Source organism: Klebsiella sp. AqSCr, assembly GCF_008452795.1.
GTDB classification, from domain to species: Bacteria; Pseudomonadota; Gammaproteobacteria; order Enterobacterales; family Enterobacteriaceae; genus Klebsiella; species Klebsiella pneumoniae.
In genome coordinates this window covers 2,594,775-2,620,562 of the sequence record NZ_MJDM01000005.1, presented here as the reverse complement: position 1 = coordinate 2,620,562, position 25,788 = coordinate 2,594,775, and the positions used below count along the sequence as shown (strand labels likewise).

The following is a 25,788-nucleotide window of genomic DNA, read 5'->3' as shown; positions in this document are numbered from 1 at the left end:
AGCGATTGAGAGGTTGAAACAATGATTGGTTTAGTCGGTAAAAAAGTGGGCATGACCCGCATCTTCACTGAAGATGGCGTTTCTATCCCAGTAACCGTAATCGAAGTTGAAGCAAACCGTGTTACTCAGGTTAAAGACCTGGCTAACGATGGCTACCGCGCAATCCAGGTTACCACCGGTGCTAAAAAAGCTAACCGTGTAACCAAGCCGGAAGCGGGTCACTTCGCTAAAGCTGGCGTTGAAGCTGGCCGTGGTCTGTGGGAATTCCGTCTGGCTGACGGCGAAGAATTCACCGTAGGTCAGAACATTAGCGTTGAACTGTTTGCTGACGTTAAAAAAGTTGACGTAACCGGTACCTCTAAAGGTAAAGGTTTTGCTGGTACCGTTAAGCGCTGGAACTTCCGTACCCAGGACGCTACTCACGGTAACTCCTTGTCCCACCGCGTTCCGGGTTCTATCGGTCAGAACCAGACTCCGGGCAAAGTGTTCAAAGGCAAGAAAATGGCAGGTCAGCTGGGTAATGAGCGTGTAACCGTTCAGAGCCTGGACGTAGTACGTGTTGACGCTGAGCGCAACCTGCTGCTGGTTAAAGGTGCTGTCCCGGGTGCGACCGGTAGCGACCTGATCGTTAAACCAGCTGTGAAGGCGTGAGGAGATAGCAATGGAATTAGTATTGAAAGACGCGCAGAGCGCGCTGACTGTTTCCGAAACTACCTTCGGTCGTGATTTCAACGAAGCGCTGGTTCACCAGGTTGTTGTTGCTTATGCAGCCGGTGCGCGTCAGGGCACTCGTGCTCAGAAGACTCGTGCTGAAATCACTGGCTCCGGTAAAAAACCGTGGCGCCAGAAAGGTACCGGCCGTGCGCGTTCTGGTTCTATCAAGAGCCCGATCTGGCGTTCCGGTGGCGTGACCTTCGCTGCTCGTCCGCAGGACCACAGTCAAAAAGTTAACAAGAAGATGTACCGCGGCGCGCTGAAAAGCATTCTGTCCGAACTGGTACGTCAGGATCGTCTGATCGTTGTCGAGAAGTTCTCTGTTGAAGCGCCGAAAACTAAGCTGCTGGCACAGAAACTGAAAGACATGGCTCTGGAAGATGTGCTGATCATCACCGGTGAGCTGGACGAGAACCTGTTCCTGGCCGCACGTAACCTGCATAAGGTTGACGTACGTGATGCGAACGGTATCGACCCGGTTAGCCTGATCGCCTTCGACAAAGTCGTAATGACTGCTGATGCTGTTAAGCAAGTTGAGGAGATGCTGGCATGATTCGTGAAGAACGTCTGCTGAAGGTGCTGCGCGCACCGCACGTTTCTGAAAAAGCGTCTACTGCGATGGAAAAAACAAACACCATCGTTCTCAAAGTTGCTAAAGACGCGACCAAAGCAGAAATCAAAGCTGCTGTGCAGAAACTGTTTGAAGTCGAAGTCGAAGTCGTTAACACCCTGGTTGTTAAAGGGAAAGTTAAACGTCACGGACAGCGTATCGGTCGTCGTAGCGACTGGAAAAAAGCTTACGTCACCCTGAAAGAAGGCCAGAATCTGGACTTCGTTGGCGGCGCTGAGTAAGTCGGAGGAGTAATACAATGGCAGTTGTTAAATGTAAACCGACATCTCCGGGTCGTCGCCACGTCGTTAAAGTGGTTAACCCAGAGCTGCACAAGGGCAAACCTTTTGCTCCGTTGCTGGAAAAAAACAGCAAATCCGGTGGTCGTAACAACAATGGCCGTATCACCACCCGTCATATCGGTGGTGGCCACAAGCAGGCTTACCGTATTGTTGACTTCAAACGCAACAAAGATGGTATCCCGGCAGTTGTTGAACGTCTTGAGTACGATCCGAACCGCTCCGCGAACATCGCGCTGGTTCTGTACAAAGACGGCGAGCGCCGTTACATCCTGGCCCCGAAAGGCCTGAAAGCTGGCGACCAGATTCAGTCTGGCGTTGATGCTGCAATCAAAGCAGGCAACACCCTGCCGATGCGCAATATCCCGGTTGGTTCTACCGTTCATAACGTAGAAATGAAACCAGGTAAAGGCGGTCAGCTGGCTCGTTCCGCTGGTACTTACGTTCAGATCGTTGCTCGTGACGGTGCTTATGTCACCCTGCGTCTGCGTTCTGGTGAAATGCGTAAAGTCGAAGCAGACTGCCGCGCGACTCTGGGCGAAGTTGGCAATGCTGAGCATATGCTGCGCGTTCTGGGTAAAGCAGGTGCTGCACGCTGGCGTGGTGTTCGTCCTACCGTTCGCGGTACTGCGATGAACCCAGTAGACCACCCACATGGTGGTGGTGAAGGTCGTAACTTTGGTAAGCACCCGGTATCCCCGTGGGGCCTGCAGACCAAAGGTAAGAAGACCCGCAGCAACAAGCGTACTGATAAATTCATCGTACGTCGCCGTAGCAAATAATTTTAGAGGATAAGCCATGCCACGTTCTCTCAAGAAAGGTCCTTTTATTGACCTGCACTTGCTGAAGAAGGTAGAGAAAGCGGTGGAAAGCGGAGACAAGAAGCCCCTGCGCACTTGGTCCCGTCGTTCAACGATCTTTCCTAACATGATCGGTTTGACCATCGCTGTCCATAATGGTCGTCAGCACGTTCCAGTATTTGTTTCCGACGAAATGGTCGGTCACAAACTGGGTGAATTCGCACCGACTCGTACTTATCGCGGCCACGCTGCTGATAAAAAAGCGAAGAAGAAATAAGGTAGGAGGAAGAGATGGAAACTTTAGCTCAACATCGCCATGCTCGTTCTTCTGCTCAGAAGGTTCGCCTTGTAGCTGACCTGATTCGCGGTAAGAAAGTGTCGCAGGCCCTGGATATTCTGACCTACACCAACAAAAAAGCTGCTGTACTGGTCAAGAAGGTACTGGAATCTGCCATTGCTAACGCTGAACACAACGATGGCGCTGACATTGATGATCTGAAAGTTGCGAAAATTTTCGTAGACGAAGGCCCGAGCATGAAGCGCATTATGCCGCGTGCTAAAGGTCGTGCAGATCGCATCCTGAAGCGCACCAGCCACATCACTGTGGTTGTGTCCGATCGCTGAGACTCTGGAGACTAGCAATGGGTCAGAAAGTACATCCTAATGGTATTCGCCTGGGTATTGTCAAACCATGGAACTCTACCTGGTTCGCGAACACCAAAGAATTCGCTGACAACCTGGACAGCGATTTTAAAGTACGTCAGTTCCTGACTAAAGAACTGGCTAAAGCGTCTGTATCTCGCATCGTTATCGAGCGTCCGGCTAAGAGCATCCGTGTGACCATTCACACCGCTCGCCCGGGTATCGTTATCGGTAAGAAAGGCGAAGACGTAGAAAAACTGCGCAAGGTCGTAGCGGATATCGCTGGCGTACCTGCACAGATCAATATCGCCGAAGTTCGTAAACCTGAACTGGACGCAAAACTGGTTGCTGACAGCATCACTTCTCAGCTGGAACGTCGCGTTATGTTCCGTCGTGCGATGAAGCGTGCTGTACAGAACGCAATGCGTCTGGGCGCTAAAGGTATCAAAGTTGAAGTTAGCGGCCGTCTGGGCGGCGCGGAAATCGCACGTACCGAATGGTACCGTGAAGGTCGCGTACCGCTGCACACTCTGCGTGCTGACATCGACTACAACACCTCTGAAGCGCACACCACTTACGGTGTAATCGGCGTTAAGGTATGGATCTTCAAAGGTGAGATCCTGGGTGGTATGGCTGCTGTTGAACAACCGGAACCGGCTGCTCAACCTAAAAAGCAGCAGCGTAAAGGCCGTAAATAAGGAGCGTCGCTGATGTTACAACCAAAGCGTACAAAATTCCGTAAAGTGCACAAAGGCCGCAACCGTGGTCTGGCGCAGGGTACGGATGTTAGCTTCGGCACTTTCGGTCTGAAAGCTGTTGGCCGTGGTCGTCTGACTGCACGTCAGATCGAAGCAGCACGTCGTGCTATGACCCGTGCAGTTAAGCGTCAAGGTAAGATCTGGATCCGTGTATTCCCGGACAAACCGATCACCGAGAAGCCGCTGGAAGTTCGTATGGGTAAAGGTAAAGGTAACGTGGAGTACTGGGTTGCCTTGATTCAGCCGGGTAAAGTCCTGTATGAAATGGACGGTGTACCGGAAGAGCTGGCCCGTGAAGCATTCGGCCTGGCAGCAGCGAAACTGCCGATCAAAACCACCTTTGTAACTAAGACGGTGATGTAATGAAAGCAAAAGAGCTGCGTGAAAAAAGCGTTGAAGAGCTGAACGCTGAGCTGCTGAACCTGCTGCGTGAGCAGTTCAACCTGCGCATGCAGGCTGCAAGTGGCCAGCTGCAACAGACTCATCTGCTGAAGCAAGTGCGTCGTGATGTTGCACGCGTTAAGACTTTACTGACTCAGAAGGCGGGTGCGTAATGACCGATAAAATCCGTACTCTGCAAGGTCGCGTAGTTAGCGACAAAATGGAGAAATCCATTGTTGTTGCTATCGAACGTATGGTGAAACACCCGGTTTACGGTAAATTCATCAAACGTACGACCAAACTGCACGTACATGACGAGAACAACGAATGCGGTATCGGCGACAAGGTTGAAATCCGCGAATGCCGTCCGCTGTCCAAGACTAAGTCCTGGACGCTGGTTCGCGTTGTAGAGAAAGCGGTTCTGTAATAGAGTACGCATTCTCGATACGGATAAACGGCTCAGCGATGAGCCGTTTATTTTTTCTACCCATATCTGGTTTGTGGTGTTATAATGCCGCGCCCTCGATATGGGGCTTTTTAACGACCCTAATTTTCGGGTCTCAGTAGTAGTTGACATTAGCGGAGCACTAAAATGATCCAAGAACAGACTATGCTGAACGTCGCCGACAACTCCGGTGCACGTCGCGTAATGTGTATCAAGGTTCTGGGTGGCTCGCACCGTCGCTACGCAGGCGTAGGCGACATCATCAAGATCACCATCAAAGAAGCAATTCCGCGTGGTAAGGTCAAAAAAGGTGATGTGCTGAAGGCGGTAGTGGTGCGCACCAAGAAGGGTGTTCGTCGCCCGGACGGTTCTGTCATTCGCTTCGATGGTAATGCATGCGTTATTCTGAACAATAACAGCGAGCAGCCTATCGGTACGCGTATTTTTGGGCCGGTAACTCGTGAACTTCGTACCGAGAAGTTCATGAAAATTATCTCTCTGGCACCAGAAGTACTCTAAGGAGCGAATCATGGCAGCGAAAATCCGTCGTGATGACGAAGTTATCGTGTTAACCGGTAAAGATAAAGGTAAGCGCGGTAAAGTTAAGAATGTCCTGTCTTCCGGCAAGGTCATTGTTGAAGGTATCAACCTGGTTAAGAAACACCAGAAGCCGGTTCCGGCTCTGAACCAACCAGGCGGCATCGTTGAAAAAGAAGCTGCAATTCAGGTTTCTAACGTTGCAATCTTCAATGCGGCAACCGGCAAGGCTGACCGTGTAGGCTTTAGATTCGAAGACGGTAAAAAAGTCCGTTTCTTCAAGTCTAACAGCGAAACTATCAAGTAATTTGGAGTAGTACGATGGCGAAACTGCATGATTACTACAAAGACGAAGTAGTTAAGAAACTCATGACTGAGTTTAACTACAATTCTGTCATGCAAGTCCCTCGGGTCGAGAAGATCACCCTGAACATGGGTGTTGGTGAAGCGATCGCTGACAAGAAACTGCTGGATAACGCAGCAGCTGACCTGGCAGCAATCTCCGGTCAAAAACCGCTGATCACCAAAGCACGCAAATCAGTTGCAGGCTTCAAAATCCGTCAGGGCTATCCGATCGGCTGTAAAGTAACTCTGCGTGGCGAACGCATGTGGGAGTTCTTTGAGCGCCTGATCACTATTGCTGTACCGCGTATTCGTGACTTCCGCGGCCTGTCCGCTAAGTCTTTCGACGGTCGTGGCAACTACAGCATGGGTGTCCGTGAGCAGATCATCTTCCCAGAAATCGACTACGATAAAGTCGACCGCGTTCGTGGTTTGGATATTACCATTACCACTACTGCGAAATCTGACGAAGAAGGCCGTGCTCTGCTGGCTGCCTTTGACTTCCCGTTCCGCAAGTAAGGTAGGGTTACTTAATGGCTAAGCAATCAATGAAAGCACGCGAAGTAAAGCGCGTGGCTTTAGCTGATAAATTCTTCGCTAAACGCGCTGAACTGAAAGCTATCATCTCTGATGTGAACGCAACCGACGAAGATCGTTGGAATGCCGTTCTCAAGCTGCAGACTCTGCCGCGTGATTCCAGCCCGTCTCGTCAGCGTAACCGCTGCCGTCAAACAGGTCGTCCGCATGGTTTCCTGCGGAAGTTCGGGTTGAGCCGTATTAAGGTCCGTGAAGCCGCTATGCGCGGTGAAATCCCGGGTCTGAAAAAGGCTAGCTGGTAATTGTCACCAATTGAATCACGGGAGTAAAGACAGATGAGCATGCAAGATCCGATCGCGGATATGCTGACCCGTATCCGTAACGGTCAGGCCGCGAACAAAGCTGCGGTCACCATGCCTTCCTCCAAGCTGAAAGTGGCAATCGCCAACGTGCTGAAGGAAGAAGGTTTTATCGAAGATTTTAAAGTTGAAGGCGACACCAAGCCTGAACTGGAACTTACTCTCAAGTATTTCCAGGGCAAAGCTGTTGTAGAAAGCATTCAGCGTGTCAGCCGCCCAGGTCTGCGCATCTATAAGAAAAAAGATGAGCTGCCGAAAGTTATGGCCGGTCTGGGTATCGCAGTTGTTTCTACCTCTAAAGGTGTTATGACTGATCGTGCAGCGCGCCAGGCTGGTCTTGGTGGCGAAATTATCTGCTACGTAGCCTAATCGGAGGAAAAAATGTCTCGTGTTGCTAAAGCACCGGTCGTTGTTCCTGCCGGCGTTGATGTAAAAATCAACGGTCAGGTTATTACGATCAAAGGTAAAAACGGCGAGCTGACTCGTACTCTCAACGATGCTGTTGAAGTTAAACATGCAGATAATGCACTGACCTTCGGTCCGCGTGATGGTTACGCAGACGGTTGGGCTCAGGCTGGTACCGCGCGTGCCCTGCTGAACTCAATGGTTATCGGTGTTACCGAAGGCTTCACTAAGAAGCTGCAGCTGGTTGGTGTAGGTTATCGTGCAGCGGTCAAAGGGAATGTAGTAAACCTGGCTTTAGGTTTCTCTCACCCGGTTGATCATCAGCTGCCTGCGGGTATCACTGCAGAATGTCCGACTCAGACTGAAATCGTGCTGAAAGGCGCTGATAAGCAGGTGATCGGCCAGGTTGCAGCAGATCTGCGCGCCTACCGTCGTCCTGAGCCTTACAAAGGCAAGGGTGTTCGTTACGCCGACGAAGTCGTGCGTACCAAAGAGGCTAAGAAGAAGTAAGGTAACACTATGGATAAGAAATCTGCTCGTATCCGTCGTGCGACCCGCGCACGCCGCAAGCTCCAGGAGCTGGGCGCAACTCGCCTGGTGGTACATCGTACCCCGCGTCACATTTACGCACAGGTAATTGCACCGAATGGTTCTGAAGTTCTGGTAGCTGCTTCTACTGTAGAAAAAGCTATCGCTGAACAACTGAAGTACACCGGTAACAAAGACGCTGCAGCAGCTGTGGGTAAAGCTGTCGCTGAACGCGCTCTGGAAAAAGGCATCAAAGATGTTTCCTTTGACCGTTCCGGGTTCCAATATCATGGTCGTGTCCAGGCACTGGCAGATGCTGCCCGTGAAGCTGGCCTTCAGTTCTAAGGTAGAGGTGTAAGATGGCTCACATCGAAAAACAAGCTGGCGAACTGCAGGAAAAGCTGATCGCGGTAAACCGCGTATCTAAAACCGTTAAAGGTGGTCGTATTTTCTCCTTCACAGCTCTGACTGTAGTAGGCGATGGTAACGGTCGCGTTGGTTTTGGTTACGGTAAAGCGCGTGAAGTTCCAGCAGCGATCCAGAAAGCGATGGAAAAAGCCCGTCGCAATATGATTAACGTCGCGCTGAACCACGGCACCCTGCAGCACCCGGTTAAGGGTACTCACACGGGTTCTCGTGTATTCATGCAGCCGGCTTCCGAAGGTACCGGTATCATCGCCGGTGGTGCAATGCGCGCCGTTCTGGAAGTCGCTGGGGTTCGTAACGTTCTGGCTAAAGCGTATGGTTCCACTAACCCGATTAACGTGGTTCGTGCAACTATCGACGGTCTGGAAAACATGAAGTCCCCGGATATGGTCGCTGCCAAGCGTGGTAAATCCGTTGAAGAAATTCTGGGGAAATAAACCATGGCAAAGACTATTAAAATTACTCAAACCCGCAGTGCAATCGGTCGTCTGCCGAAACACAAGGCAACGCTGCTTGGCCTGGGTCTGCGTCGTATTGGTCACACCGTAGAGCGCGAGGATACTCCTGCTGTTCGTGGTATGGTCAACGCGGTTTCCTTCATGGTTAAAGTTGAGGAGTAAGAGATGCGTTTAAATACTCTGTCTCCGGCCGAAGGCTCCAAAAAGGCGGGTAAACGCCTGGGTCGTGGTATCGGTTCTGGCCTCGGTAAAACCGGTGGTCGTGGTCACAAAGGTCAGAAATCTCGTTCTGGCGGTGGCGTACGTCGCGGTTTCGAGGGTGGTCAGATGCCTCTGTACCGTCGTCTGCCGAAATTCGGCTTCACTTCTCGTAAAGCGATGATCACCGCAGAGATCCGTCTCTCCGATCTGGCTCACGTAGAAGGCGATGTAGTAGACCTGAACGCGCTGAAAGCGGCTAACATTATCGGTGTCCAGATCGAGTTCGCGAAAGTGATCCTGTCTGGTGAGGTAACTCGTCCGGTAACTGTTCGTGGCCTGCGTGTGACTAAAGGTGCTCGTGCTGCTATCGAAGCTGCTGGCGGTAAAATTGAGGAATAAGTAGCAGATGGCTAAACAACCGGGATTAGATTTTCAAAGTGCCAAAGGTGGCCTTGGCGAACTGAAACGCAGACTTCTGTTTGTGGTCGGTGCGCTGATAGTGTTCCGTATTGGCTCTTTTATTCCGATCCCTGGTATTGATGCCGCTGTACTTGCCAAACTGCTTGAGCAACAGCGAGGCACCATCATTGAAATGTTCAACATGTTCTCTGGTGGTGCTCTCAGCCGTGCTTCTATCTTTGCGCTGGGGATTATGCCGTACATTTCGGCATCGATCATCGTGCAGCTGCTGACGGTGGTTTATCAACCGCTGGCGGAACTGAAGAAAGAAGGGGAGTCTGGTCGTCGTAAGATCAGCCAGTACACCCGCTACGGTACTCTGGTGCTGGCGATATTCCAGTCGATCGGTATTGCTACCGGTCTGCCGAATATGCCTGGTATGCAAGGCCTGGTGATTAATCCAGGCTTTGCATTCTATTTCACCGCTGTTGTCAGTCTGGTCACAGGGACTATGTTCCTGATGTGGCTCGGCGAACAGATCACTGAACGTGGTATCGGTAACGGTATCTCGATCATTATCTTCGCCGGTATCGTTGCGGGACTCCCGCCGGCCATCGCCCATACTATCGAGCAAGCGCGTCAAGGCGACCTGCACTTCCTCCTGTTGCTGTTGGTTGCAGTATTAGTATTTGCAGTGACCTTCTTTGTTGTATTCGTTGAGCGTGGTCAACGCCGCATTGTGGTAAACTACGCGAAACGTCAACAGGGTCGTCGTGTCTATGCTGCACAGAGCACACATTTACCGCTGAAAGTGAATATGGCGGGGGTAATCCCGGCAATCTTCGCTTCCAGTATTATACTGTTCCCGGCAACCATCACGTCATGGTTCGGGGGTGGTACTGGTTGGAACTGGCTGACAACAATTTCGCTGTATTTGCAGCCTGGGCAACCGCTTTATGTGTTACTCTATGCGTCTGCAATCATCTTCTTCTGTTTCTTCTACACGGCGTTGGTTTTCAACCCGCGTGAAACAGCAGATAACCTGAAGAAGTCCGGTGCATTTGTACCAGGAATTCGTCCGGGAGAGCAAACGGCGAAGTATATCGATAAAGTGATGACTCGCCTGACTCTGGTTGGTGCGTTGTACATTACTTTTATCTGCCTGATCCCGGAGTTCATGCGTGACGCGATGAAAGTGCCGTTCTACTTCGGTGGGACCTCGCTGCTTATCGTTGTTGTCGTGATTATGGACTTTATGGCTCAAGTGCAAACTCTGATGATGTCCAGTCAGTATGAGTCTGCATTGAAGAAGGCGAACCTGAAAGGCTACGGCCGTTAAAACTGGTCGCCCGAGAAGTTACGGAGAGTAAAAATGAAAGTTCGTGCTTCCGTCAAGAAATTATGCCGTAACTGCAAAATCGTTAAGCGTGATGGTGTCATCCGTGTGATTTGCAGTGCCGAGCCGAAGCATAAACAGCGCCAAGGCTGATTTTTTCGCATATTTTTCTTGCAAAGTTGGATTGAGCTGGCTAGATTAGCCAGCCAATCTTTTGTATGTCTGTACGTTTCCATTTGAGTATCCTGAAAACGGGCTTTTCAGCATGGTGCGTACATATTAAATAGTAGGAGTGCATAGTGGCCCGTATAGCAGGCATTAACATTCCTGATCACAAACATACCGTTATCGCTTTAACCGCTATTTTCGGTATCGGCAAAACCCGTTCTAAAGCCATCTGCGCTGAAACGGGCATCGCTGAAAATGTTAAGATCAGTGAGCTGTCTGAAGAACAAATTGATATTCTGCGTGAAGCAGTAGGTAAATTTGTCGTTGAAGGTGATCTGCGCCGTGAAATCACCCTGAGCATCAAGCGTCTGATGGACCTTGGTTGCTACCGTGGTTTGCGTCATCGTCGTGGTCTCCCGGTTCGCGGTCAGCGTACCAAGACCAACGCACGTACCCGTAAGGGTCCGCGTAAACCGATCAAGAAATAATCGGGGTGATTGAATAATGGCAAAGGCACCAATTCGTGCACGTAAGCGTGTAAGAAAACAAGTCTCTGACGGCGTGGCTCATATCCATGCTTCTTTTAACAACACCATCGTTACCATCACTGATCGTCAGGGTAACGCACTGGGTTGGGCAACAGCCGGTGGTTCCGGTTTCCGTGGTTCTCGCAAATCCACTCCGTTCGCAGCTCAGGTTGCAGCAGAGCGTTGCGCAGAAGCCGTAAAAGAATACGGCATCAAGAATCTGGAAGTTATGGTCAAAGGTCCGGGTCCGGGTCGCGAATCTACCATTCGTGCACTGAACGCCGCTGGTTTCCGCATCACTAATATTACTGATGTGACTCCGATCCCTCATAACGGTTGTCGTCCGCCGAAAAAACGTCGCGTATAACGCTGCGTTTTCCAGGTTAGTTGGAGAAAGAAAATGGCAAGATATTTGGGTCCTAAGCTCAAGCTGAGCCGTCGTGAGGGCACCGACTTATTCCTTAAGTCTGGCGTTCGCGCGATCGATACCAAGTGTAAAATTGAACAAGCTCCTGGCCAGCACGGTGCGCGTAAGCCGCGTCTGTCTGACTATGGTGTGCAGTTGCGTGAAAAGCAAAAAGTTCGCCGTATGTACGGTGTGCTGGAGCGTCAGTTCCGTAACTACTATAAAGAAGCAGCACGTCTGAAAGGCAACACCGGTGAAAACCTGTTGGCTCTGCTGGAAGGTCGTCTGGACAACGTTGTATACCGTATGGGCTTCGGCGCCACTCGTGCTGAAGCACGCCAGCTGGTTAGCCACAAAGCGATTATGGTAAACGGTCGTGTTGTTAACATCGCTTCTTATCAGGTTAAAGCGAATGACGTTGTCAGCATTCGTGAGAAAGCGAAAAAGCAATCTCGCGTGAAAGCCGCTCTGGAGCTGGCTGAGCAGCGTGAAAAGCCAACCTGGCTGGAAGTTGATGCTGGCAAGATGGAAGGTACGTTCAAGCGTCAGCCGGAGCGTTCTGATCTGTCTGCGGACATTAACGAACACCTGATCGTCGAGCTTTACTCCAAGTAAAGCTTAGTACCAAAGAGAGGACACAATGCAGGGTTCTGTGACAGAGTTTCTAAAACCGCGCCTGGTCGATATCGAGCAAGTGAGTTCGACGCACGCCAAGGTGACCCTTGAGCCTTTAGAGCGTGGCTTCGGCCATACTCTGGGTAACGCACTGCGCCGTATTCTGCTCTCATCGATGCCGGGTTGCGCGGTGACCGAGGTTGAGATTGATGGTGTACTGCACGAGTACAGCACCAAAGAAGGCGTTCAGGAAGACATCCTTGAAATCCTGCTCAACCTGAAAGGGCTGGCGGTGAGAGTTCAGGGTAAAGATGAAGTCATCCTTACTTTGAATAAATCTGGCATTGGCCCTGTGACCGCAGCCGACATTACCCACGACGGTGATGTCGAAATCGTCAAGCCGCAGCACGTGATTTGCCACCTGACTGATGAGAACGCTGCTATTAGCATGCGTATCAAAGTTCAGCGCGGTCGCGGTTATGTGCCGGCTTCTGCCCGAATTCATTCGGAAGAAGATGAGCGCCCAATCGGCCGTCTGCTGGTCGACGCCTGCTACAGCCCTGTAGAGCGTATTGCCTACAATGTTGAAGCTGCGCGTGTAGAACAGCGTACCGACCTGGACAAGCTGGTCATCGAAATGGAAACCAACGGCACAATCGATCCTGAAGAGGCGATTCGTCGTGCGGCAACCATCCTGGCTGAACAACTGGAAGCTTTTGTTGACCTACGTGATGTACGTCAGCCAGAAGTGAAAGAAGAGAAACCAGAATTCGATCCGATCCTGCTGCGCCCTGTTGACGATCTGGAATTGACTGTCCGCTCTGCTAACTGCCTCAAGGCAGAAGCTATCCACTATATCGGTGATCTGGTACAGCGTACCGAGGTTGAGTTGCTGAAAACGCCGAACCTGGGTAAAAAATCTCTTACTGAGATTAAAGACGTGCTGGCTTCCCGTGGACTGTCTCTGGGCATGCGCCTGGAAAACTGGCCACCAGCAAGCATTGCTGACGAGTAACCGGATCACAGGTTAAGGTTTTACTGAGAAGGATAAGGTCATGCGCCATCGTAAGAGTGGTCGTCAACTGAACCGCAACAGCAGCCATCGCCAGGCTATGTTCCGTAACATGGCAGGTTCGCTGGTTCGTCATGAAATCATCAAGACGACCCTGCCGAAAGCGAAAGAACTGCGTCGCGTAGTTGAGCCGCTGATTACTCTTGCCAAGACTGATAGCGTTGCTAATCGTCGTCTGGCATTCGCCCGCACTCGTGATAACGAGATCGTGGCAAAACTGTTTAACGAGCTGGGCCCGCGTTTCGCGAGCCGCGCCGGTGGTTACACTCGCATTCTGAAGTGTGGCTTCCGTGCAGGCGACAACGCGCCGATGGCATACATCGAGCTGGTTGATCGTGCTGAGCCGAAAGCAGAAGCTGCTGCAGAGTAATCTGTAGTAACGTAAAAAAACCCGCCCTGGCGGGTTTTTTTATATCTACCCCATCCCCATTTCACTACACTATCTGTACTCTTTTTGTTCATCCCCTGGAGCCGTAGAATGTGGTTGCTGGATCAGTGGGCGGAACGTCATATCCTCGATGCCCAAACCAAAGGTGAGTTCGATAATTTACCCGGCAGCGGAGAACCGCTGACTCTCGATGACGATTCACATGTGCCGGCGGAGTTGCGGGCAGGCTATCGCCTTCTGAAAAATGCAGGATGTCTTCCTCCGGAACTGGAGCAACGCAAAGAAGCGTTGGCTCTGGCAGACTTACTGAATGGCGTCCGTCAGGACGATCCGCGTCATGCCGAACTTAGCAAACGCCTTGCCCTGCTCGAGCTGAAGTTACGTCAGGCAGGTCTGAACACCGACTTTTTACGCGGTGAGTACGCCGATGCGTTGCTGCAAAAAATAAATCAGGAGTAAATATGTATCGTATTGGTGAATTGGCAAAACTGGCTGACGTGACGCCTGATACCATCCGCTACTATGAAAAGCAGCAGATGATGGATCATGACATACGCACCGAGGGAGGATTTCGTCTGTACTCGGATAACGATCTTCAACGGCTGCGCTTTATTCGTTATGCCCGACAACTGGGTTTCACCCTGGAAGCGATCCGCGAATTATTGTCGATCCGCATCGATCCGGAGCATCATACCTGTCAGGAGTCGAAAGGGATCGTTCAGGCGCGATTAAGTGAAGTCGAGGCGCGGATTAAAGAGCTACAGACGATGCGCCGCTCTCTGCAGCGGCTCAACGATGCCTGTTGCGGCACTGCCCACAGCAGCGTTTACTGTTCTATCCTTGAGGCCCTTGAACAAGGGGCCAGCAACGGCAATGGCGGACGTTGATTTTTTAAACGCGCGGATCTACACTCGCGCCGAGTTTATACATATACCGGAGTAACTATGAGTCGCTATCAGCATACTAAAGGACAAATTAAAGATAACGCCATTGAGGCACTTCTCCACGATCCGTTATTCAGGCAGCGCGTAGAGAAAAACAAGAAAGGGAAAGGAAGCTATCAACGTAAAGATAAACATGCAGGAAGGATTGATCGGGAGGCCAGTGGCAAGCAAGCGAATCGCTTTTTTACCACTGGCCTTCTGCTTTCTCTGCTGATTAAGAACGGTTGTTTTGTTCTTTCAGCAGATCGCGAATTTCGCTCAGCAGAACTTCTTCTTTAGAGGGAGCTGGCGGTGCCGCCGGAGCCTCTTCTTTCTTACGATTTAACTTATTCATCAATTTAATCGCCATGAAGATGGCAAACGCGACGATGATGAAATCGAAAACGTTTTGAATGAATACCCCATAATGCATCACCACAGCCGGGACATCGCCCTGGGCATCACGTAGCGTGACGGCAAACTGTTTAAAATCGATCCCGCCAATCAACAGGCCGAGTGGCGGCATAATAATATCCGCGACCAGTGATGAAACAATTTTACCGAATGCTGCACCGATGATCACACCCACTGCCAAATCGACAACGTTCCCGCGCATCGCGAATTCGCGAAACTCTTTTAAAAAACTCATTTTATTCTCCTTGTGCCAGCTGACGTTGTAAGTTTAACAAATGTATTTTCATTTGCCATTCCCAGCAGATAGTTACTGCAAAATATTAACCTTTGAATAATAAGGGATAATAAAAAGGCGCCTGTTCGGCGCCCTGGGAATTACAGGAAGAAAGGACTTGGCTGGAACAGCCTTTCGACATCGGAAATAAACTTCTTATCGGTCAAAAACATGATCACATGGTCGCCCTGCTCGATCCGTAGATTATTATTGGCGATCATCACGTCATTGCCCCGCACGACGGCGCCGATGATCGTGCCCGGTGGAAGTTTGATCTCATCGATCGAACGCCCGACTACCCGGGAGGTGCTCTCATCGCCGTGCGCGACTGCCTCAATCGCTTCTGCAACGCCGCGGCGCAAGGAGGAGACGCCGACAATATCGGCTTTACGGACATGACTGAGGAGTGCGGAAATTGTGGCCTGCTGAGGCGAAATCGCAATATCGATGACGCTACCCTGGACCAGATCCACGTAGGCTCTGCGCTGGATTAGCACCATCACTTTTTTCGCGCCCATTCGCTTGGCCAACATAGCCGACATAATATTGGCTTCGTCGTCGTTAGTGACGGCAATAAACAGGTCCACCTGGTCAATATGCTCTTCAGCTAACAGCTCCTGGTCCGATGCATCCCCGTAGAAGACGATAGTATGCTGCAGCTTTTCCGCCAGCTCAGCGGCCCGCTGCTGATTACGTTCGATAAGCTTAACGCTGTAATCTTTTTCCAGCTTATGGGCCAGACCCGCGCCAATATTGCCCCCGCCGACCAGCATAATACGCTTATACGGCTTTTCCAGTCGCTGCAGTTCGCTCATGACCGCGCGAATATGCTGCGAGGCGGCAATAAAGAAGACTTCATCTCCGGCCTCGACAATCGTCGAGCCCTGCGGGCGGATGGGGCGATCGTGGCGGAAAATGGCGGCCACGCGCGTATCGATATGCGGCATATGCTCCCGCATAGTGGATAAGGCATTCCCCACCAGCGGGCCACCATAATAGGCTTTTACTACCGCGAGACTGACTTTTCCTTCGGCGAAGTTCACGACCTGCAGCGCGCCGGGATATTCGATCAGACGGTGGATGTTGTCGATGACCAGTTGTTCCGGAGCGATTAAGTGATCGATGGGTACCGCTTCAGAGTTGAAGAGCTTTTCCGCATCACGAACGTAATCAGGCGCACGAATACGCGCTATGCGGTTTGGCGTATTGAACAATGAGTAAGCGACCTGGCAGGCCACCATGTTGGTTTCGTCCGAACTAGTGACCGCTACCAGCATATCGGCATCATCGGCTCCCGCCTCGCGCAGTACGCGAGGGTGAGAGCCATGCCCCTGGACGACACGCAGGTCGAACTTATCCTGCAGGCTGCGCAGACGGTCGCCATTGGTATCAACCAGCGTAATATCATTGTTCTCGCCGACGAGGTTTTCCGCCAGCGTGCCGCCGACCTGGCCGGCGCCCAGAATAATAATCTTCATCTGCAGTAACCCATTAGTTCCGACGTTTGATTAGCTTAGCGTAAAAGAAGCCATCACCTTCTTCCACGCCCGGCAGATTTTGCTGCCCGGGGCTCGCCGGCGTGCCGGTTGCGTGAAGTTCTGCATCCGGAGTTCGCGCGAGGAAGGCGGCAATTTGCTGACTGTTCTCTTCCGGCAGAATAGAACAGGTTGCGTAAACCAGCGTGCCGCCTGGCTTCAGGTGCCCCCAGATGGCATTGAGGATCTCGGCCTGCAGTTGGGCTAACTCGGCGATATCCCGATCCCGGCGCAGCCATTTGATATCCGGATGGCGGCGAATAACGCCGGTTGCGGAGCAGGGAGCATCCAGCAGAATACGATCGAACTGCTCATTGCCACACCACTGCTCAGGGAAGCGACCATCGCCCTGTTTTACTTCCGCTTTTACACCCAGACGCTTCAGGTTGTCATAGACGCGGGACAGACGCTGTTCATCAATATCCACTGCCATAACCTGAGCCTGGGGAGCGACTTCCAGAATATGCGTCGTCTTCCCGCCCGGCGCGGCGCAGAGATCGAGAATGCGTTCGCCGTTTTCCGGCTGCAGATAACGTATACAGCCCTGGGCCGAGGCGTCCTGGACGGTCACCCAGCCTTCGGCAAAGCCTGGTAACGCGTGGACCGGGGCAGGAGTGGCCAAGCGTACGGCGTCCGGATAATCAGGGTGGGTAAAGCCCTCTAAACCGGCCTCGTTAAGCAGGGCAAGCCACTCATCCCGGGAATGATGGTTGCGGTTAACGCGCAGCCACATCGGCGGGCGCTGGTTGTTCGCCTCGACGATCTCCTGCCACTGCTGCGGCCAGGCCTGCTGCAGGCGTTTCAGCAGCCATTTGGGATGAAGATAGCGGTTTTCATGCTCAGCAAATTCGGCTAACAACGCTTCCTGCTGGCGCTGGAACTGGCGTAGCACGCCGTTGATCAGCCCTTTAAGCTGCGGGCGTTTAATGGCCACCGCGCCTTCTACCGTTTCCGCCAGCGCGGCATGCGGGGGAATGCGGGTGTAGAGTAACTGATAGAGACCAACCATGATCAGAAAGTGCACGGTGCGCTGTTTGCCGGTCATCGGACGCGCCATTAGCTTGCTGATAAGCCACTCCAGCTGGCTTAGAGTACGTAGTACACCAAAGCACAACTCCTGCAGTAGCGCTTTATCTTTATCGCTGACTTTCTGCTGTAGAGGGGGCAGTACGTTGCTTAAAGACTGCCCTTTTTCAACAACTTGTTCGATAGCCTGGGCGGCCAGGCTGCGTAAATTTATATTCTTTTTCATAAGCGCAAAAATAAAAATGCCCGGCGAACCCGGGCTTCAGAAGAGACGACCGTCAGGCGAGACGGGTGCCAGGGATAAACCACTCCCGGCGGGAATTGAGTAAGTCCTGGGCGCTCATCGCTTTTTTACCCGCAGGCTGTAGCGACTCCAGGCTGAGGATCCCATCCCCCGTGGCGACCTGAATACCCTGTTTGGTTGCTGCCACGATAGTACCCGGTTCGGCGTGAGCGGCTTCGGCGATGACCGATGCCCGCCACACTTTTACCGGTTGTCCGTCAATTTCCAGCCAGCTCATTGGCCACGGATTAAACGCGCGGATGCAGCGTTCCAACTGCGCAGCGGAAAGCGACCAATCGATACGAGCCTCTTCTTTACTCAGCTTTTCGGCATGGCACACCAGCGATTCATCTTGTACTTCAGGCCGTGCGGTGCCGTTGGCCAGCTGGGCTAACGTTGCCAGCAGCCCCTGAGGGCCGAGCTCGGCCAGCTTATCGTACAGGCTGCCGCTGGTATCCTCTGCGGTAATGGGGCAGGAAAGCTTATACAGCATATCCCCCGTATCAAGGCCGACGTCCATCTGCATGATGGTTACGCCAGTTTCGCTATCCCCCGCCCACAGTGAACGCTGAATTGGCGCTGCGCCACGCCAGCGCGGTAGCAGCGAGCCGTGAACGTTGATACAGCCCAGACGGGGCATCTCCAGCACCGCTTTAGGCAGAATCAGACCGTACGCCACTACCACCATAATATCGGCTCCGAGATCGGCGACTAACCGCTGGTTATCCTGCGGACGCAGGGAGGATGGCTGGAACACAGGTAAGTTATGGGCTTCTGCCAGCACTTTTACCGGGCTTGGCATCAATTTTTTGCCGCGACCAGCAGGGCGATCAGGCTGAGTGAATACGCCAACAACCTGATGTTCAGACGACAGCAGCGCATCAAGATGACGCGCTGCAAAATCAGGGGTGCCGGCGAAAATGATACGTAGTGATTGTGACACGGTATTCCTTGTTATCAGGCACGGGAACGTAAACGATCCAGTTTCTCTACCTTCTGACGAATGCGCTGTTGTTTGAGTGGTGACAGATAGTCAATAAACAGTTTGCCGACCAGGTGATCCATCTCATGCTGGATACAGATAGCCAGCAGGCCATCGGCCTCCAGTTCAAACGGCTTACCATTGCGATCCAGTGCCCGGATCTTCACTTTTTCCGCACGCGGCACCAGGGCGCGCTGTTCAGGAATAGACAAGCAGCCTTCTTCAATACCGGTTTCGCCATCTTTCTCCAGCATTTCCGGGTTAATTAATACCAGCTGCTCTTCACGATTTTCCGACACATCAATAACGATAATGCGCTGATGGATATCGACCTGGGTTGCGGCCAGACCGATGCCTTCCTCGGCGTACATGGTGTCGAACATATCATCGACGATACGCTGAATTTCCGCATTCACTTCTTTGACCGGCTCGGCGACTTTGCGAAGGCGCTCGTCCGGAATATGTAACACTTGCAAAACTGCCATAAAGTTCCAGAGTCGTATTCAGGAGTTGATAAGATTATTAGCTCTATTCTAGACAAAACCCCCTGCAATTGACAGTCTCACTGTCCAATCGCAAAGATTGTCAATACCGCTTATGGCAGGGGGTAAGGATGACGCCCGACGAGATTTGGCTGCGGCTGATGAAGGTCAGTAGCTTGTATGGCGACAGGATGGTAGAGGTCGCTCAGCGCTTATGCGCAGCCGCCAGCGTTGATCGTGAAGCGCTGCATGCCGTCGGGATGACCGCGGCGCAGGCAAAGTTATTTTTCCGGCTTGACGAGCATGAGCTTGACGAGACGCGGCGCTGGCTGGAACAACCGGATCATCATCTGTTACGGGGTGACGATCCGCGCTATCCATTGCGGTTAAAGGCTATCGCTGATTACCCCGGCGCGTTGCTGGTCAGCGGCGACCTCGCCCTGCTTCACAGCGCGCAGCTTGCCGTTATTGGCAGTCGCTCGCACTCCTGGTATGGCGCCCGCTGGGGGAAACTGTTCAGCGAAACGCTGGCGCATAAAGGGATTACCATCACCAGTGGGCTGGCGTTAGGCATTGACGGGGTCGCGCACCGCGGCGCGCTGGCAGCGGAGGGTAAAACTATCGCGGTACTGGGCAATGGGCTGAGTCAGGTGTATCCGCGGCGCCATGCAACCCTCGCCCGGCAGATCATCGACAATGGCGGTACGCTGGTATCTGAATTTCCACTCATTACGCCGCCGCTTCCCGCACATTTCCCCAGACGCAACCGGATTATCAGCGGCTTAAGCCTGGGCGTGCTGGTGATTGAGGCGGCGTTGCGAAGCGGATCGCTAGTCACCGTCCGCTGCGCCCTGGAGCAGGGAAGGGATGTGTTCGCCCTGCCTGGCCCGATAGGCAATCCGGGATCGGAAGGCCCGCACTGGTTAATTAAGCAAGGCGCGGTGCCAGTGACCTCGCCAGAGGATATTGTGGAATACTGGCATAACGAGCTGGCCTGGCTGACTGATACGTCTGATTCGATAAATATTTGCGTCGATCAGCCGTCTGTAGCATTGCCATTTCCGGAGCTCCTGGCTAACGTAGGAGATGAGGTAACACCTGTTGACGTTGTCGCTGAACGTGCCGGCCAATCTGTGCCAGTAACCGTAGCTCAGCTACTTGAACTGGAGTTAGCAGGCTGGATCGCAGCTGTACCCGGCGGCTATGTCCGATTAAGGAGGGCAAGCCATGTTCGACGTACTCATGTATTTGTTTGAAACTTACATCCATAGCGAAGCAGAAATGCGCGTGGATCAGGACAAACTGACGCGGGATCTTACCGATGCGGGTTTTGAGCGGGAAGACATCTATAACGCGTTAATGTGGCTCGAGAAACTGGCTGATTATCAGGAGGGTCTCGTTGAACCCATGCAGCTCGCTTCCGACCCGCTCTCTCTTCGGGTATATACCGAAGAGGAGTGCCAGCGTCTGGATGCCAGTTGCCGGGGGTTTTTACTCTTCCTCGAGCAGATTCAGGTGTTGAACCTCGAAACGCGAGAAATGGTGATAGAGCGCGTACTGGCGCTGGATACGGCGGAATTTGAGCTGGAAGACCTGAAATGGGTCATCCTGATGGTACTGTTCAATATTCCGGGCTGTGAAAACGCCTATCAGCAAATGGAAGAATTACTCTTCGAAGTAAATGAAGGTATGCTGCATTAATCTTTTTGCAGCAACATCGAGTTGTTATGACCAAATCAGCACTGTTTTCGGTGCGTAAAAATGAGCCCTGCCCGCAGTGCGGGGCCGAACTGGTGATCCGTTCCGGGAAACATGGCCCGTTTCTCGGCTGTTCGCATTATCCGGACTGTGACTATATTCGTCCCCTGAAAAGCCAGGCGGATGGGCATATCGTTAAGGTGCTGGAGGGGCAAGAGTGCCCATCGTGCGGTGCGGTTATGGTGTTACGCCAGGGGCGTTTTGGGATGTTCATTGGCTGTAGCCGCTATCCGGAATGTGAACATACCGAGCTGATTGATAAACCCGATGAGACGGCTATCGCTTGCCCGCAGTGCGGACAAGGCCATCTGGTCCAGCGTCGTTCCCGTTTCGGTAAAACCTTTCACTCCTGCGATCGCTATCCTGATTGCCAGTTCGTTATCAATTTTAAACCGGTGGCGGGCGAATGCCCTGAATGCCATTACCCGCTGTTAATAGAAAAGAAGACGGCGCAGGGGCTCAGACGCTTCTGTGCCAGTAAACAATGTGGAAAGCCGATCCCGGCGGAATAAATCAGTGAACAATAACCTGCCCTCCGAAGCCGTCGTCCATGCCGTGGCGGTCCTGAAAAATGAACATGTCATCGCCTATCCCACCGAAGCCGTGTTTGGCGTCGGCTGCGACCCTGACAGCGAAACGGCCGTTATGCGCCTGCTGGAGCTGAAGCAGCGTCCCGTTGAGAAAGGATTGATCCTTATCGCCGCCAGCTTTGAGCAACTGAAGCCCTATATTGATGATTCACGGTTAAGTGACTCACAGCGGGAAGCCATCTTCTCTTGCTGGCCGGGACCGGTGACGTTTGTATTCCCGGCGCGTCCTGAAACGCCGCGCTGGCTGACTGGACGTTTTGATTCACTGGCCGTACGCGTGACTAACCATCCGCTGGTAATCGAATTGTGCGAAGCCTACGGAAAACCACTGGTTTCGACCAGCGCCAATCTCACCGGGCAACCACCGTGCCGTACTACCGCAGAGGTCCATGCTCAGTTTGGCGACAGCTTCCCGGTGGTGGATGGCGCTACGGGCGGCCGGCAAAACCCATCTGAAATTCGTGATGCCCTGACGGGTGAACTGTTCCGCCAGGGGTGAACCATGGAAACCTATGCCGTTTTTGGTAATCCGATCGCGCACAGCAAGTCGCCTGCTATTCATCAGCTGTTTGCCCGCCAGTTAGGAATTACTCATCCTTATGGACGTGTACTGGCGCCGCTGGACGATTTTGTCTCTTCTCTGAATCAGTTCTTTGCAGAAGGAGGAAAGGGGGCCAACGTCACCGTTCCTTTTAAAGAGGAAGCCTTTGCGCGTGCCGACGAACTGACAGAACGCGCAGCGCTGGCGGGAGCAGTAAACACCCTGAAACGCCTGGAAGATGGCCGTTTACTGGGGGACAACACCGACGGTATTGGTCTTCTGAGCGATCTGGAACGCCTGGGATTCATTAAGCCACGCCAACGGATCCTGCTGGTTGGTGCTGGTGGGGCATCTCGCGGGGTTCTTTTGCCGCTTCTGTCGCTGGGATGCGCCGTCACGATCGTGAATCGCACCTATTCTCGTGCCCGTGAGTTAGCCACTCTCTTCGCCCATACCGGGAGCGTTAGCGCAAGGGAGATGGATACCTTATCCGGGGAAACATTCGATCTGATCGTCAATGCGACGTCCAGTGGAATAGACGGTGATGTACCAGCTATCCCGGCATCTATTGTCAACGCTGACGTATATTGCTATGACATGTTTTACCAGAAAGGGCCGACACCGTTTCTTCACTGGTGCCAGCAATATGGCGCAGTTCACTGTGCCGATGGGCTGGGAATGCTGGTGGCGCAAGCCGCCCATGCTGTTCTGCTATGGCACGGCGTTCTGCCGGCTATCGCTCCGGTCATTGAAACGCTGCAGCAGGAACTGAATGCATGAATCAGGCGATTCAGTTTCCTGACCGGGAATCATGGGATGCCGAACGGCAGGGCGTGGTTTTTCCCGCGCTGGTGAATGGGATGCAATTAACCTGCGCAATTTCAGGGCAAACCCTGCAGCAGCGTTTCGGCGCAGAGGGGCCAGCGCAGTGGCTGGCCGCCTTCCAGGAACATCGTTGGGATCTAGAGGAAGAGGCAGAAGCATTGATCCGCGATGGTCAGGAAGATGCTCAGGGCTGGATCTGGTTATCCTGATCCAGGTACTCATTTTTCCATTTCACATAGTTATTTGCTGAATACTTGAGTCCTTCCCGTTCCGCCTCTGTCAGGGGGCGGATCTGTTTGACCGGATTGCCAAAGTAAAGGTAGCCGCTTTCCAGCTGTTTGTTCTGCGGTACCAGACTTCCCGCACCTATCATGACGTCGTCGCCAACGACGACACCATCTAATAAGATCGAACCCATGCCAACCAGTACGCGGTTGCCGATAGTGCAGCCGTGCAGCATCACTTTATGACCAACAGTTACATCCTCACCAATGATCAGCGGATTTCCCTCCGGCTTATAAGAGGACTTATGGGTCACATGGAGAACGCTACCGTCCTGAATATTGCTGCGTTGACCTATCGATACATAGTTGACGTCGCCGCGAATGGCCACCAGAGGCCAGACGCTGACGTCATCGGCAATTCTGACATCGCCGATGACGACGCTGGATGCGTCAATCATGACGCGAAGACCGATTTGTGGGAAAAATGCTTTGTAGGGGCGCAGCTGAGCAGACATATAGACCTCAAAAATACGGGAGCATAAGAAGACTTTGGTGGCTTTTATCTCCCTGTGCAACCCCTGAAAACGGTGAAAATTGAGCAAATCGTGCAATTACACGGCGAAAAGGGTGAAAAATCACCATTCAGAAAAAAAGATCGAAAAAAGGCTTGTGCAAAAAAATGGGATCCCTATAATGCGCACCCACTGACACGGCAGATGTGAATCACTTCACACAAACAGTCGGTTCGGTTGCAGAGAAAAATCCTGAAAAACGGGTTGACTCTGAAAGAGGAAAGCGTAATATACGCCACCTCGCGACAGAGCGCTAAAGCGCGTCGCAACTGCTCTTTAACAATTTATCAGACAATCTGTGTGGGCACTCAAAGTGACATGGATTCTTAACGTCCTCGGACGAAAAATGAATACCAAGTCTCAAGAGTGAACACGTAATTCATTACGAAGTTTAATTCTTTGAGCATCAAACTTAAATTGAAGAGTTTGATCATGGCTCAGATTGAACGCTGGCGGCAGGCCTAACACATGCAAGTCGAGCGGTAGCACAGAGAGCTTGCTCTCGGGTGACGAGCGGCGGACGGGTGAGTAATGTCTGGGAAACTGCCTGATGGAGGGGGATAACTACTGGAAACGGTAGCTAATACCGCATAATGTCGCAAGACCAAAGTGGGGGACCTTCGGGCCTCATGCCATCAGATGTGCCCAGATGGGATTAGCTAGTAGGTGGGGTAACGGCTCACCTAGGCGACGATCCCTAGCTGGTCTGAGAGGATGACCAGCCACACTGGAACTGAGACACGGTCCAGACTCCTACGGGAGGCAGCAGTGGGGAATATTGCACAATGGGCGCAAGCCTGATGCAGCCATGCCGCGTGTGTGAAGAAGGCCTTCGGGTTGTAAAGCACTTTCAGCGGGGAGGAAGGCGTTAAGGTTAATAACCTTGGCGATTGACGTTACCCGCAGAAGAAGCACCGGCTAACTCCGTGCCAGCAGCCGCGGTAATACGGAGGGTGCAAGCGTTAATCGGAATTACTGGGCGTAAAGCGCACGCAGGCGGTCTGTCAAGTCGGATGTGAAATCCCCGGGCTCAACCTGGGAACTGCATTCGAAACTGGCAGGCTAGAGTCTTGTAGAGGGGGGTAGAATTCCAGGTGTAGCGGTGAAATGCGTAGAGATCTGGAGGAATACCGGTGGCGAAGGCGGCCCCCTGGACAAAGACTGACGCTCAGGTGCGAAAGCGTGGGGAGCAAACAGGATTAGATACCCTGGTAGTCCACGCCGTAAACGATGTCGATTTGGAGGTTGTGCCCTTGAGGCGTGGCTTCCGGAGCTAACGCGTTAAATCGACCGCCTGGGGAGTACGGCCGCAAGGTTAAAACTCAAATGAATTGACGGGGGCCCGCACAAGCGGTGGAGCATGTGGTTTAATTCGATGCAACGCGAAGAACCTTACCTGGTCTTGACATCCACAGAACTTTCCAGAGATGGATTGGTGCCTTCGGGAACTGTGAGACAGGTGCTGCATGGCTGTCGTCAGCTCGTGTTGTGAAATGTTGGGTTAAGTCCCGCAACGAGCGCAACCCTTATCCTTTGTTGCCAGCGGTTAGGCCGGGAACTCAAAGGAGACTGCCAGTGATAAACTGGAGGAAGGTGGGGATGACGTCAAGTCATCATGGCCCTTACGACCAGGGCTACACACGTGCTACAATGGCATATACAAAGAGAAGCGACCTCGCGAGAGCAAGCGGACCTCATAAAGTATGTCGTAGTCCGGATTGGAGTCTGCAACTCGACTCCATGAAGTCGGAATCGCTAGTAATCGTAGATCAGAATGCTACGGTGAATACGTTCCCGGGCCTTGTACACACCGCCCGTCACACCATGGGAGTGGGTTGCAAAAGAAGTAGGTAGCTTAACCTTCGGGAGGGCGCTTACCACTTTGTGATTCATGACTGGGGTGAAGTCGTAACAAGGTAACCGTAGGGGAACCTGCGGTTGGATCACCTCCTTACCTTAAAGAACCTGCCTTTGCAGTGCTCACACAGATTGTCTGATGAAAATAG

The 25,788-nt window shown here is 52.4% G+C and carries 42 protein-coding genes and 1 rRNA gene; 37 read left to right on the top strand and 6 right to left on the bottom strand.

Annotation, left to right across the window (positions count from 1 at the left end; all coding sequences use genetic code 11):
- The first annotated feature begins 21 nt into the window (after positions 1–21).
- The 30 genes from rplC (at position 22) to BHE81_RS16815 (ending at position 14,576) form a co-directional block, all read left to right on the top strand.
- Positions 22–651 (top strand): 50S ribosomal protein L3, encoded by a 630-nt coding sequence (rplC, locus tag BHE81_RS16960; RefSeq protein WP_002919796.1) that lies wholly within the window; start codon positions 22–24, stop codon positions 649–651.
- A gap of 10 nt (positions 652–661) precedes the next feature.
- Positions 662–1,267, top strand: coding sequence for a 50S ribosomal protein L4 (gene rplD / locus BHE81_RS16955; RefSeq protein ID WP_002919794.1), 606 nt, complete (start codon positions 662–664; stop codon positions 1,265–1,267).
- Positions 1,264–1,566: a 50S ribosomal protein L23 gene (gene rplW, locus BHE81_RS16950; RefSeq protein ID WP_000617546.1), complete on the top strand. Its 303-nt coding sequence runs from the start codon at positions 1,264–1,266 to the stop codon at positions 1,564–1,566. Before rplD ends, rplW begins: the two co-directional genes overlap by 4 nt.
- 17 nt (positions 1,567–1,583) lie before the next feature.
- Positions 1,584–2,405: a 50S ribosomal protein L2 gene (rplB, locus tag BHE81_RS16945; RefSeq protein WP_002919786.1), complete on the top strand. Its 822-nt coding sequence runs from the start codon at positions 1,584–1,586 to the stop codon at positions 2,403–2,405.
- 16 nt (positions 2,406–2,421) lie between these two features.
- Positions 2,422–2,700, top strand: a complete 279-nt coding sequence (gene rpsS, locus BHE81_RS16940; protein WP_001138115.1) for a 30S ribosomal protein S19 — start codon at positions 2,422–2,424, stop codon at positions 2,698–2,700.
- A gap of 14 nt (positions 2,701–2,714) precedes the next feature.
- Positions 2,715–3,047 (top strand): 50S ribosomal protein L22, encoded by a 333-nt coding sequence (rplV, locus tag BHE81_RS16935; RefSeq protein ID WP_002919773.1) that lies wholly within the window; start codon positions 2,715–2,717, stop codon positions 3,045–3,047.
- A 17-nt stretch (positions 3,048–3,064) separates the two neighbouring features.
- On the top strand, positions 3,065–3,763 hold the full coding sequence (rpsC, locus tag BHE81_RS16930; protein ID WP_002919766.1) for a 30S ribosomal protein S3: 699 nt from the start codon (positions 3,065–3,067) through the stop codon (positions 3,761–3,763).
- A gap of 12 nt (positions 3,764–3,775) precedes the next feature.
- Positions 3,776–4,186: a 50S ribosomal protein L16 gene (gene rplP / locus BHE81_RS16925; protein WP_002919759.1), complete on the top strand. Its 411-nt coding sequence runs from the start codon at positions 3,776–3,778 to the stop codon at positions 4,184–4,186.
- The gene (rpmC, locus tag BHE81_RS16920) at positions 4,186–4,377 is read left to right on the top strand and encodes a 50S ribosomal protein L29 (protein WP_002919754.1); all 192 of its coding nucleotides are present in this window, start codon (positions 4,186–4,188) and stop codon (positions 4,375–4,377) included. Before rplP ends, rpmC begins: the two co-directional genes overlap by 1 nt.
- On the top strand, positions 4,377–4,631 hold the full coding sequence (gene rpsQ, locus BHE81_RS16915; protein ID WP_002919751.1) for a 30S ribosomal protein S17: 255 nt from the start codon (positions 4,377–4,379) through the stop codon (positions 4,629–4,631). Before rpmC ends, rpsQ begins: the two co-directional genes overlap by 1 nt.
- Before the next feature lie 165 nt (positions 4,632–4,796).
- Complete coding sequence (gene rplN / locus BHE81_RS16910) at positions 4,797–5,168, top strand: 50S ribosomal protein L14 (protein ID WP_002919748.1); 372 nt, start codon at positions 4,797–4,799, stop codon at positions 5,166–5,168.
- A gap of 10 nt (positions 5,169–5,178) precedes the next feature.
- Positions 5,179–5,493 carry a 50S ribosomal protein L24 gene (gene rplX, locus BHE81_RS16905; protein ID WP_000729185.1) on the top strand — a complete coding sequence of 105 codons (315 nt, stop codon included), beginning with the start codon at positions 5,179–5,181 and terminating at the stop codon, positions 5,491–5,493.
- Positions 5,494–5,507: 14 nt separating this feature from the next.
- Positions 5,508–6,047 carry a 50S ribosomal protein L5 gene (rplE, locus tag BHE81_RS16900; RefSeq protein WP_001096200.1) on the top strand — a complete coding sequence of 180 codons (540 nt, stop codon included), beginning with the start codon at positions 5,508–5,510 and terminating at the stop codon, positions 6,045–6,047.
- A 14-nt stretch (positions 6,048–6,061) separates the two neighbouring features.
- On the top strand, positions 6,062–6,367 hold the full coding sequence (gene rpsN, locus BHE81_RS16895) for a 30S ribosomal protein S14 (RefSeq protein WP_002919667.1): 306 nt from the start codon (positions 6,062–6,064) through the stop codon (positions 6,365–6,367).
- Between the two features lie 33 nt (positions 6,368–6,400).
- On the top strand, positions 6,401–6,793 hold the full coding sequence (gene rpsH, locus BHE81_RS16890; protein ID WP_002919665.1) for a 30S ribosomal protein S8: 393 nt from the start codon (positions 6,401–6,403) through the stop codon (positions 6,791–6,793).
- A 12-nt stretch (positions 6,794–6,805) separates the two neighbouring features.
- On the top strand, positions 6,806–7,339 hold the full coding sequence (gene rplF, locus BHE81_RS16885) for a 50S ribosomal protein L6 (RefSeq protein ID WP_002919662.1): 534 nt from the start codon (positions 6,806–6,808) through the stop codon (positions 7,337–7,339).
- Positions 7,340–7,348: 9 nt separating this feature from the next.
- Positions 7,349–7,702 carry a 50S ribosomal protein L18 gene (gene rplR, locus BHE81_RS16880; protein WP_000358960.1) on the top strand — a complete coding sequence of 118 codons (354 nt, stop codon included), beginning with the start codon at positions 7,349–7,351 and terminating at the stop codon, positions 7,700–7,702.
- Between the two features lie 14 nt (positions 7,703–7,716).
- Positions 7,717–8,220, top strand: a complete 504-nt coding sequence (rpsE, locus tag BHE81_RS16875) for a 30S ribosomal protein S5 (RefSeq protein WP_002919545.1) — start codon at positions 7,717–7,719, stop codon at positions 8,218–8,220.
- Between the two features lie 3 nt (positions 8,221–8,223).
- Positions 8,224–8,403: a 50S ribosomal protein L30 gene (rpmD, locus tag BHE81_RS16870; RefSeq protein WP_001140434.1), complete on the top strand. Its 180-nt coding sequence runs from the start codon at positions 8,224–8,226 to the stop codon at positions 8,401–8,403.
- 3 nt (positions 8,404–8,406) lie between these two features.
- Positions 8,407–8,841, top strand: coding sequence for a 50S ribosomal protein L15 (gene rplO, locus BHE81_RS16865; RefSeq protein ID WP_002919516.1), 435 nt, complete (start codon positions 8,407–8,409; stop codon positions 8,839–8,841).
- Between the two features lie 7 nt (positions 8,842–8,848).
- Complete coding sequence (secY, locus tag BHE81_RS16860; RefSeq protein WP_002919515.1) at positions 8,849–10,180, top strand: preprotein translocase subunit SecY; 1,332 nt, start codon at positions 8,849–8,851, stop codon at positions 10,178–10,180.
- Positions 10,181–10,213: 33 nt separating this feature from the next.
- Positions 10,214–10,330 carry a 50S ribosomal protein L36 gene (gene rpmJ / locus BHE81_RS16855; protein WP_000868187.1) on the top strand — a complete coding sequence of 39 codons (117 nt, stop codon included), beginning with the start codon at positions 10,214–10,216 and terminating at the stop codon, positions 10,328–10,330.
- A 146-nt stretch (positions 10,331–10,476) separates the two neighbouring features.
- Positions 10,477–10,833, top strand: coding sequence for a 30S ribosomal protein S13 (gene rpsM, locus BHE81_RS16850; RefSeq protein ID WP_002919259.1), 357 nt, complete (start codon positions 10,477–10,479; stop codon positions 10,831–10,833).
- A gap of 16 nt (positions 10,834–10,849) precedes the next feature.
- Complete coding sequence (rpsK, locus tag BHE81_RS16845) at positions 10,850–11,239, top strand: 30S ribosomal protein S11 (protein WP_002919257.1); 390 nt, start codon at positions 10,850–10,852, stop codon at positions 11,237–11,239.
- A 33-nt stretch (positions 11,240–11,272) separates the two neighbouring features.
- Entirely contained in the window at positions 11,273–11,893 is a 621-nt protein-coding gene (gene rpsD, locus BHE81_RS16840; RefSeq protein WP_002919224.1) for a 30S ribosomal protein S4, read from the top strand.
- Positions 11,894–11,918: 25 nt separating this feature from the next.
- The gene (locus tag BHE81_RS16835; RefSeq protein ID WP_002919219.1) at positions 11,919–12,908 is read left to right on the top strand and encodes a DNA-directed RNA polymerase subunit alpha; all 990 of its coding nucleotides are present in this window, start codon (positions 11,919–11,921) and stop codon (positions 12,906–12,908) included.
- 40 nt (positions 12,909–12,948) lie between these two features.
- Complete coding sequence (gene rplQ / locus BHE81_RS16830) at positions 12,949–13,335, top strand: 50S ribosomal protein L17 (RefSeq protein WP_002919206.1); 387 nt, start codon at positions 12,949–12,951, stop codon at positions 13,333–13,335.
- Between the two features lie 108 nt (positions 13,336–13,443).
- Positions 13,444–13,812 (top strand): DUF1992 domain-containing protein, encoded by a 369-nt coding sequence (locus BHE81_RS16825; protein ID WP_002919204.1) that lies wholly within the window; start codon positions 13,444–13,446, stop codon positions 13,810–13,812.
- Positions 13,813–13,814: 2 nt separating this feature from the next.
- On the top strand, positions 13,815–14,240 hold the full coding sequence (gene zntR, locus BHE81_RS16820; RefSeq protein WP_004185894.1) for a Zn(2+)-responsive transcriptional regulator: 426 nt from the start codon (positions 13,815–13,817) through the stop codon (positions 14,238–14,240).
- Positions 14,241–14,297: 57 nt separating this feature from the next.
- Positions 14,298–14,576, top strand: a complete 279-nt coding sequence (locus BHE81_RS16815; protein ID WP_004145324.1) for an alternative ribosome-rescue factor A — start codon at positions 14,298–14,300, stop codon at positions 14,574–14,576.
- On the opposite strand, the gene mscL is transcribed toward BHE81_RS16815, so the two are convergent.
- The 5 genes from mscL to def all read right to left on the bottom strand — a co-directional run bounded on the left by mscL (position 14,512) and on the right by def (position 19,275).
- The gene (mscL, locus tag BHE81_RS16810) at positions 14,512–14,925 is read right to left on the bottom strand and encodes a large-conductance mechanosensitive channel protein MscL (protein WP_004145325.1); all 414 of its coding nucleotides are present in this window, start codon (positions 14,923–14,925) and stop codon (positions 14,512–14,514) included. The two genes, BHE81_RS16815 and mscL, sit on opposite strands and share 65 nt — an antisense overlap.
- Positions 14,926–15,065: 140 nt before the next feature.
- Entirely contained in the window at positions 15,066–16,442 is a 1,377-nt protein-coding gene (trkA, locus tag BHE81_RS16805; protein ID WP_002919153.1) for a Trk system potassium transporter TrkA, read from the bottom strand.
- A 13-nt stretch (positions 16,443–16,455) separates the two neighbouring features.
- Positions 16,456–17,751 (bottom strand): 16S rRNA (cytosine(967)-C(5))-methyltransferase RsmB, encoded by a 1,296-nt coding sequence (gene rsmB / locus BHE81_RS16800; protein ID WP_009308685.1) that lies wholly within the window; start codon positions 17,749–17,751, stop codon positions 16,456–16,458.
- A gap of 52 nt (positions 17,752–17,803) precedes the next feature.
- The gene (fmt, locus tag BHE81_RS16795; protein WP_004150007.1) at positions 17,804–18,751 is read right to left on the bottom strand and encodes a methionyl-tRNA formyltransferase; all 948 of its coding nucleotides are present in this window, start codon (positions 18,749–18,751) and stop codon (positions 17,804–17,806) included.
- Between the two features lie 14 nt (positions 18,752–18,765).
- Positions 18,766–19,275, bottom strand: a complete 510-nt coding sequence (gene def / locus BHE81_RS16790; protein WP_004150006.1) for a peptide deformylase — start codon at positions 19,273–19,275, stop codon at positions 18,766–18,768.
- Positions 19,276–19,403: 128 nt separating this feature from the next.
- Between def and dprA the strand changes: the two genes are divergently transcribed.
- From dprA to BHE81_RS16760, 6 genes are read left to right on the top strand one after another with little or no spacing between them, the layout of a single operon-like run.
- Positions 19,404–20,528 (top strand): DNA-protecting protein DprA, encoded by a 1,125-nt coding sequence (gene dprA / locus BHE81_RS16785; RefSeq protein WP_009308684.1) that lies wholly within the window; start codon positions 19,404–19,406, stop codon positions 20,526–20,528.
- Positions 20,500–20,973 (top strand): DUF494 family protein Smg, encoded by a 474-nt coding sequence (gene smg / locus BHE81_RS16780; protein WP_002919137.1) that lies wholly within the window; start codon positions 20,500–20,502, stop codon positions 20,971–20,973. Before dprA ends, smg begins: the two co-directional genes overlap by 29 nt.
- 26 nt (positions 20,974–20,999) lie before the next feature.
- Positions 21,000–21,542 (top strand): type I DNA topoisomerase, encoded by a 543-nt coding sequence (locus BHE81_RS16775; protein WP_004145330.1) that lies wholly within the window; start codon positions 21,000–21,002, stop codon positions 21,540–21,542.
- A gap of 4 nt (positions 21,543–21,546) precedes the next feature.
- Entirely contained in the window at positions 21,547–22,119 is a 573-nt protein-coding gene (tsaC, locus tag BHE81_RS16770; protein ID WP_023301464.1) for an L-threonylcarbamoyladenylate synthase type 1 TsaC, read from the top strand.
- A gap of 3 nt (positions 22,120–22,122) precedes the next feature.
- On the top strand, positions 22,123–22,941 hold the full coding sequence (aroE, locus tag BHE81_RS16765) for a shikimate dehydrogenase (RefSeq protein ID WP_002919126.1): 819 nt from the start codon (positions 22,123–22,125) through the stop codon (positions 22,939–22,941).
- Entirely contained in the window at positions 22,938–23,195 is a 258-nt protein-coding gene (locus tag BHE81_RS16760) for a DUF1488 domain-containing protein (RefSeq protein ID WP_023301465.1), read from the top strand. The genes aroE and BHE81_RS16760 overlap by 4 nt, the downstream gene beginning before the upstream one ends.
- On the opposite strand, the gene BHE81_RS16755 is transcribed toward BHE81_RS16760, so the two are convergent.
- A complete protein-coding gene (locus tag BHE81_RS16755; RefSeq protein ID WP_002919123.1) occupies positions 23,171–23,725 on the bottom strand; it encodes a gamma carbonic anhydrase family protein in 555 nt (184 codons plus the stop codon). The two genes, BHE81_RS16760 and BHE81_RS16755, sit on opposite strands and share 25 nt — an antisense overlap.
- A gap of 471 nt (positions 23,726–24,196) precedes the next feature.
- Here BHE81_RS16755 and BHE81_RS16750 point away from each other — a divergent pair.
- Positions 24,197–25,736: ribosomal RNA gene (locus tag BHE81_RS16750) — 16S ribosomal RNA — on the top strand.
- The last annotated feature ends 52 nt before the right edge of the window (positions 25,737–25,788 follow it).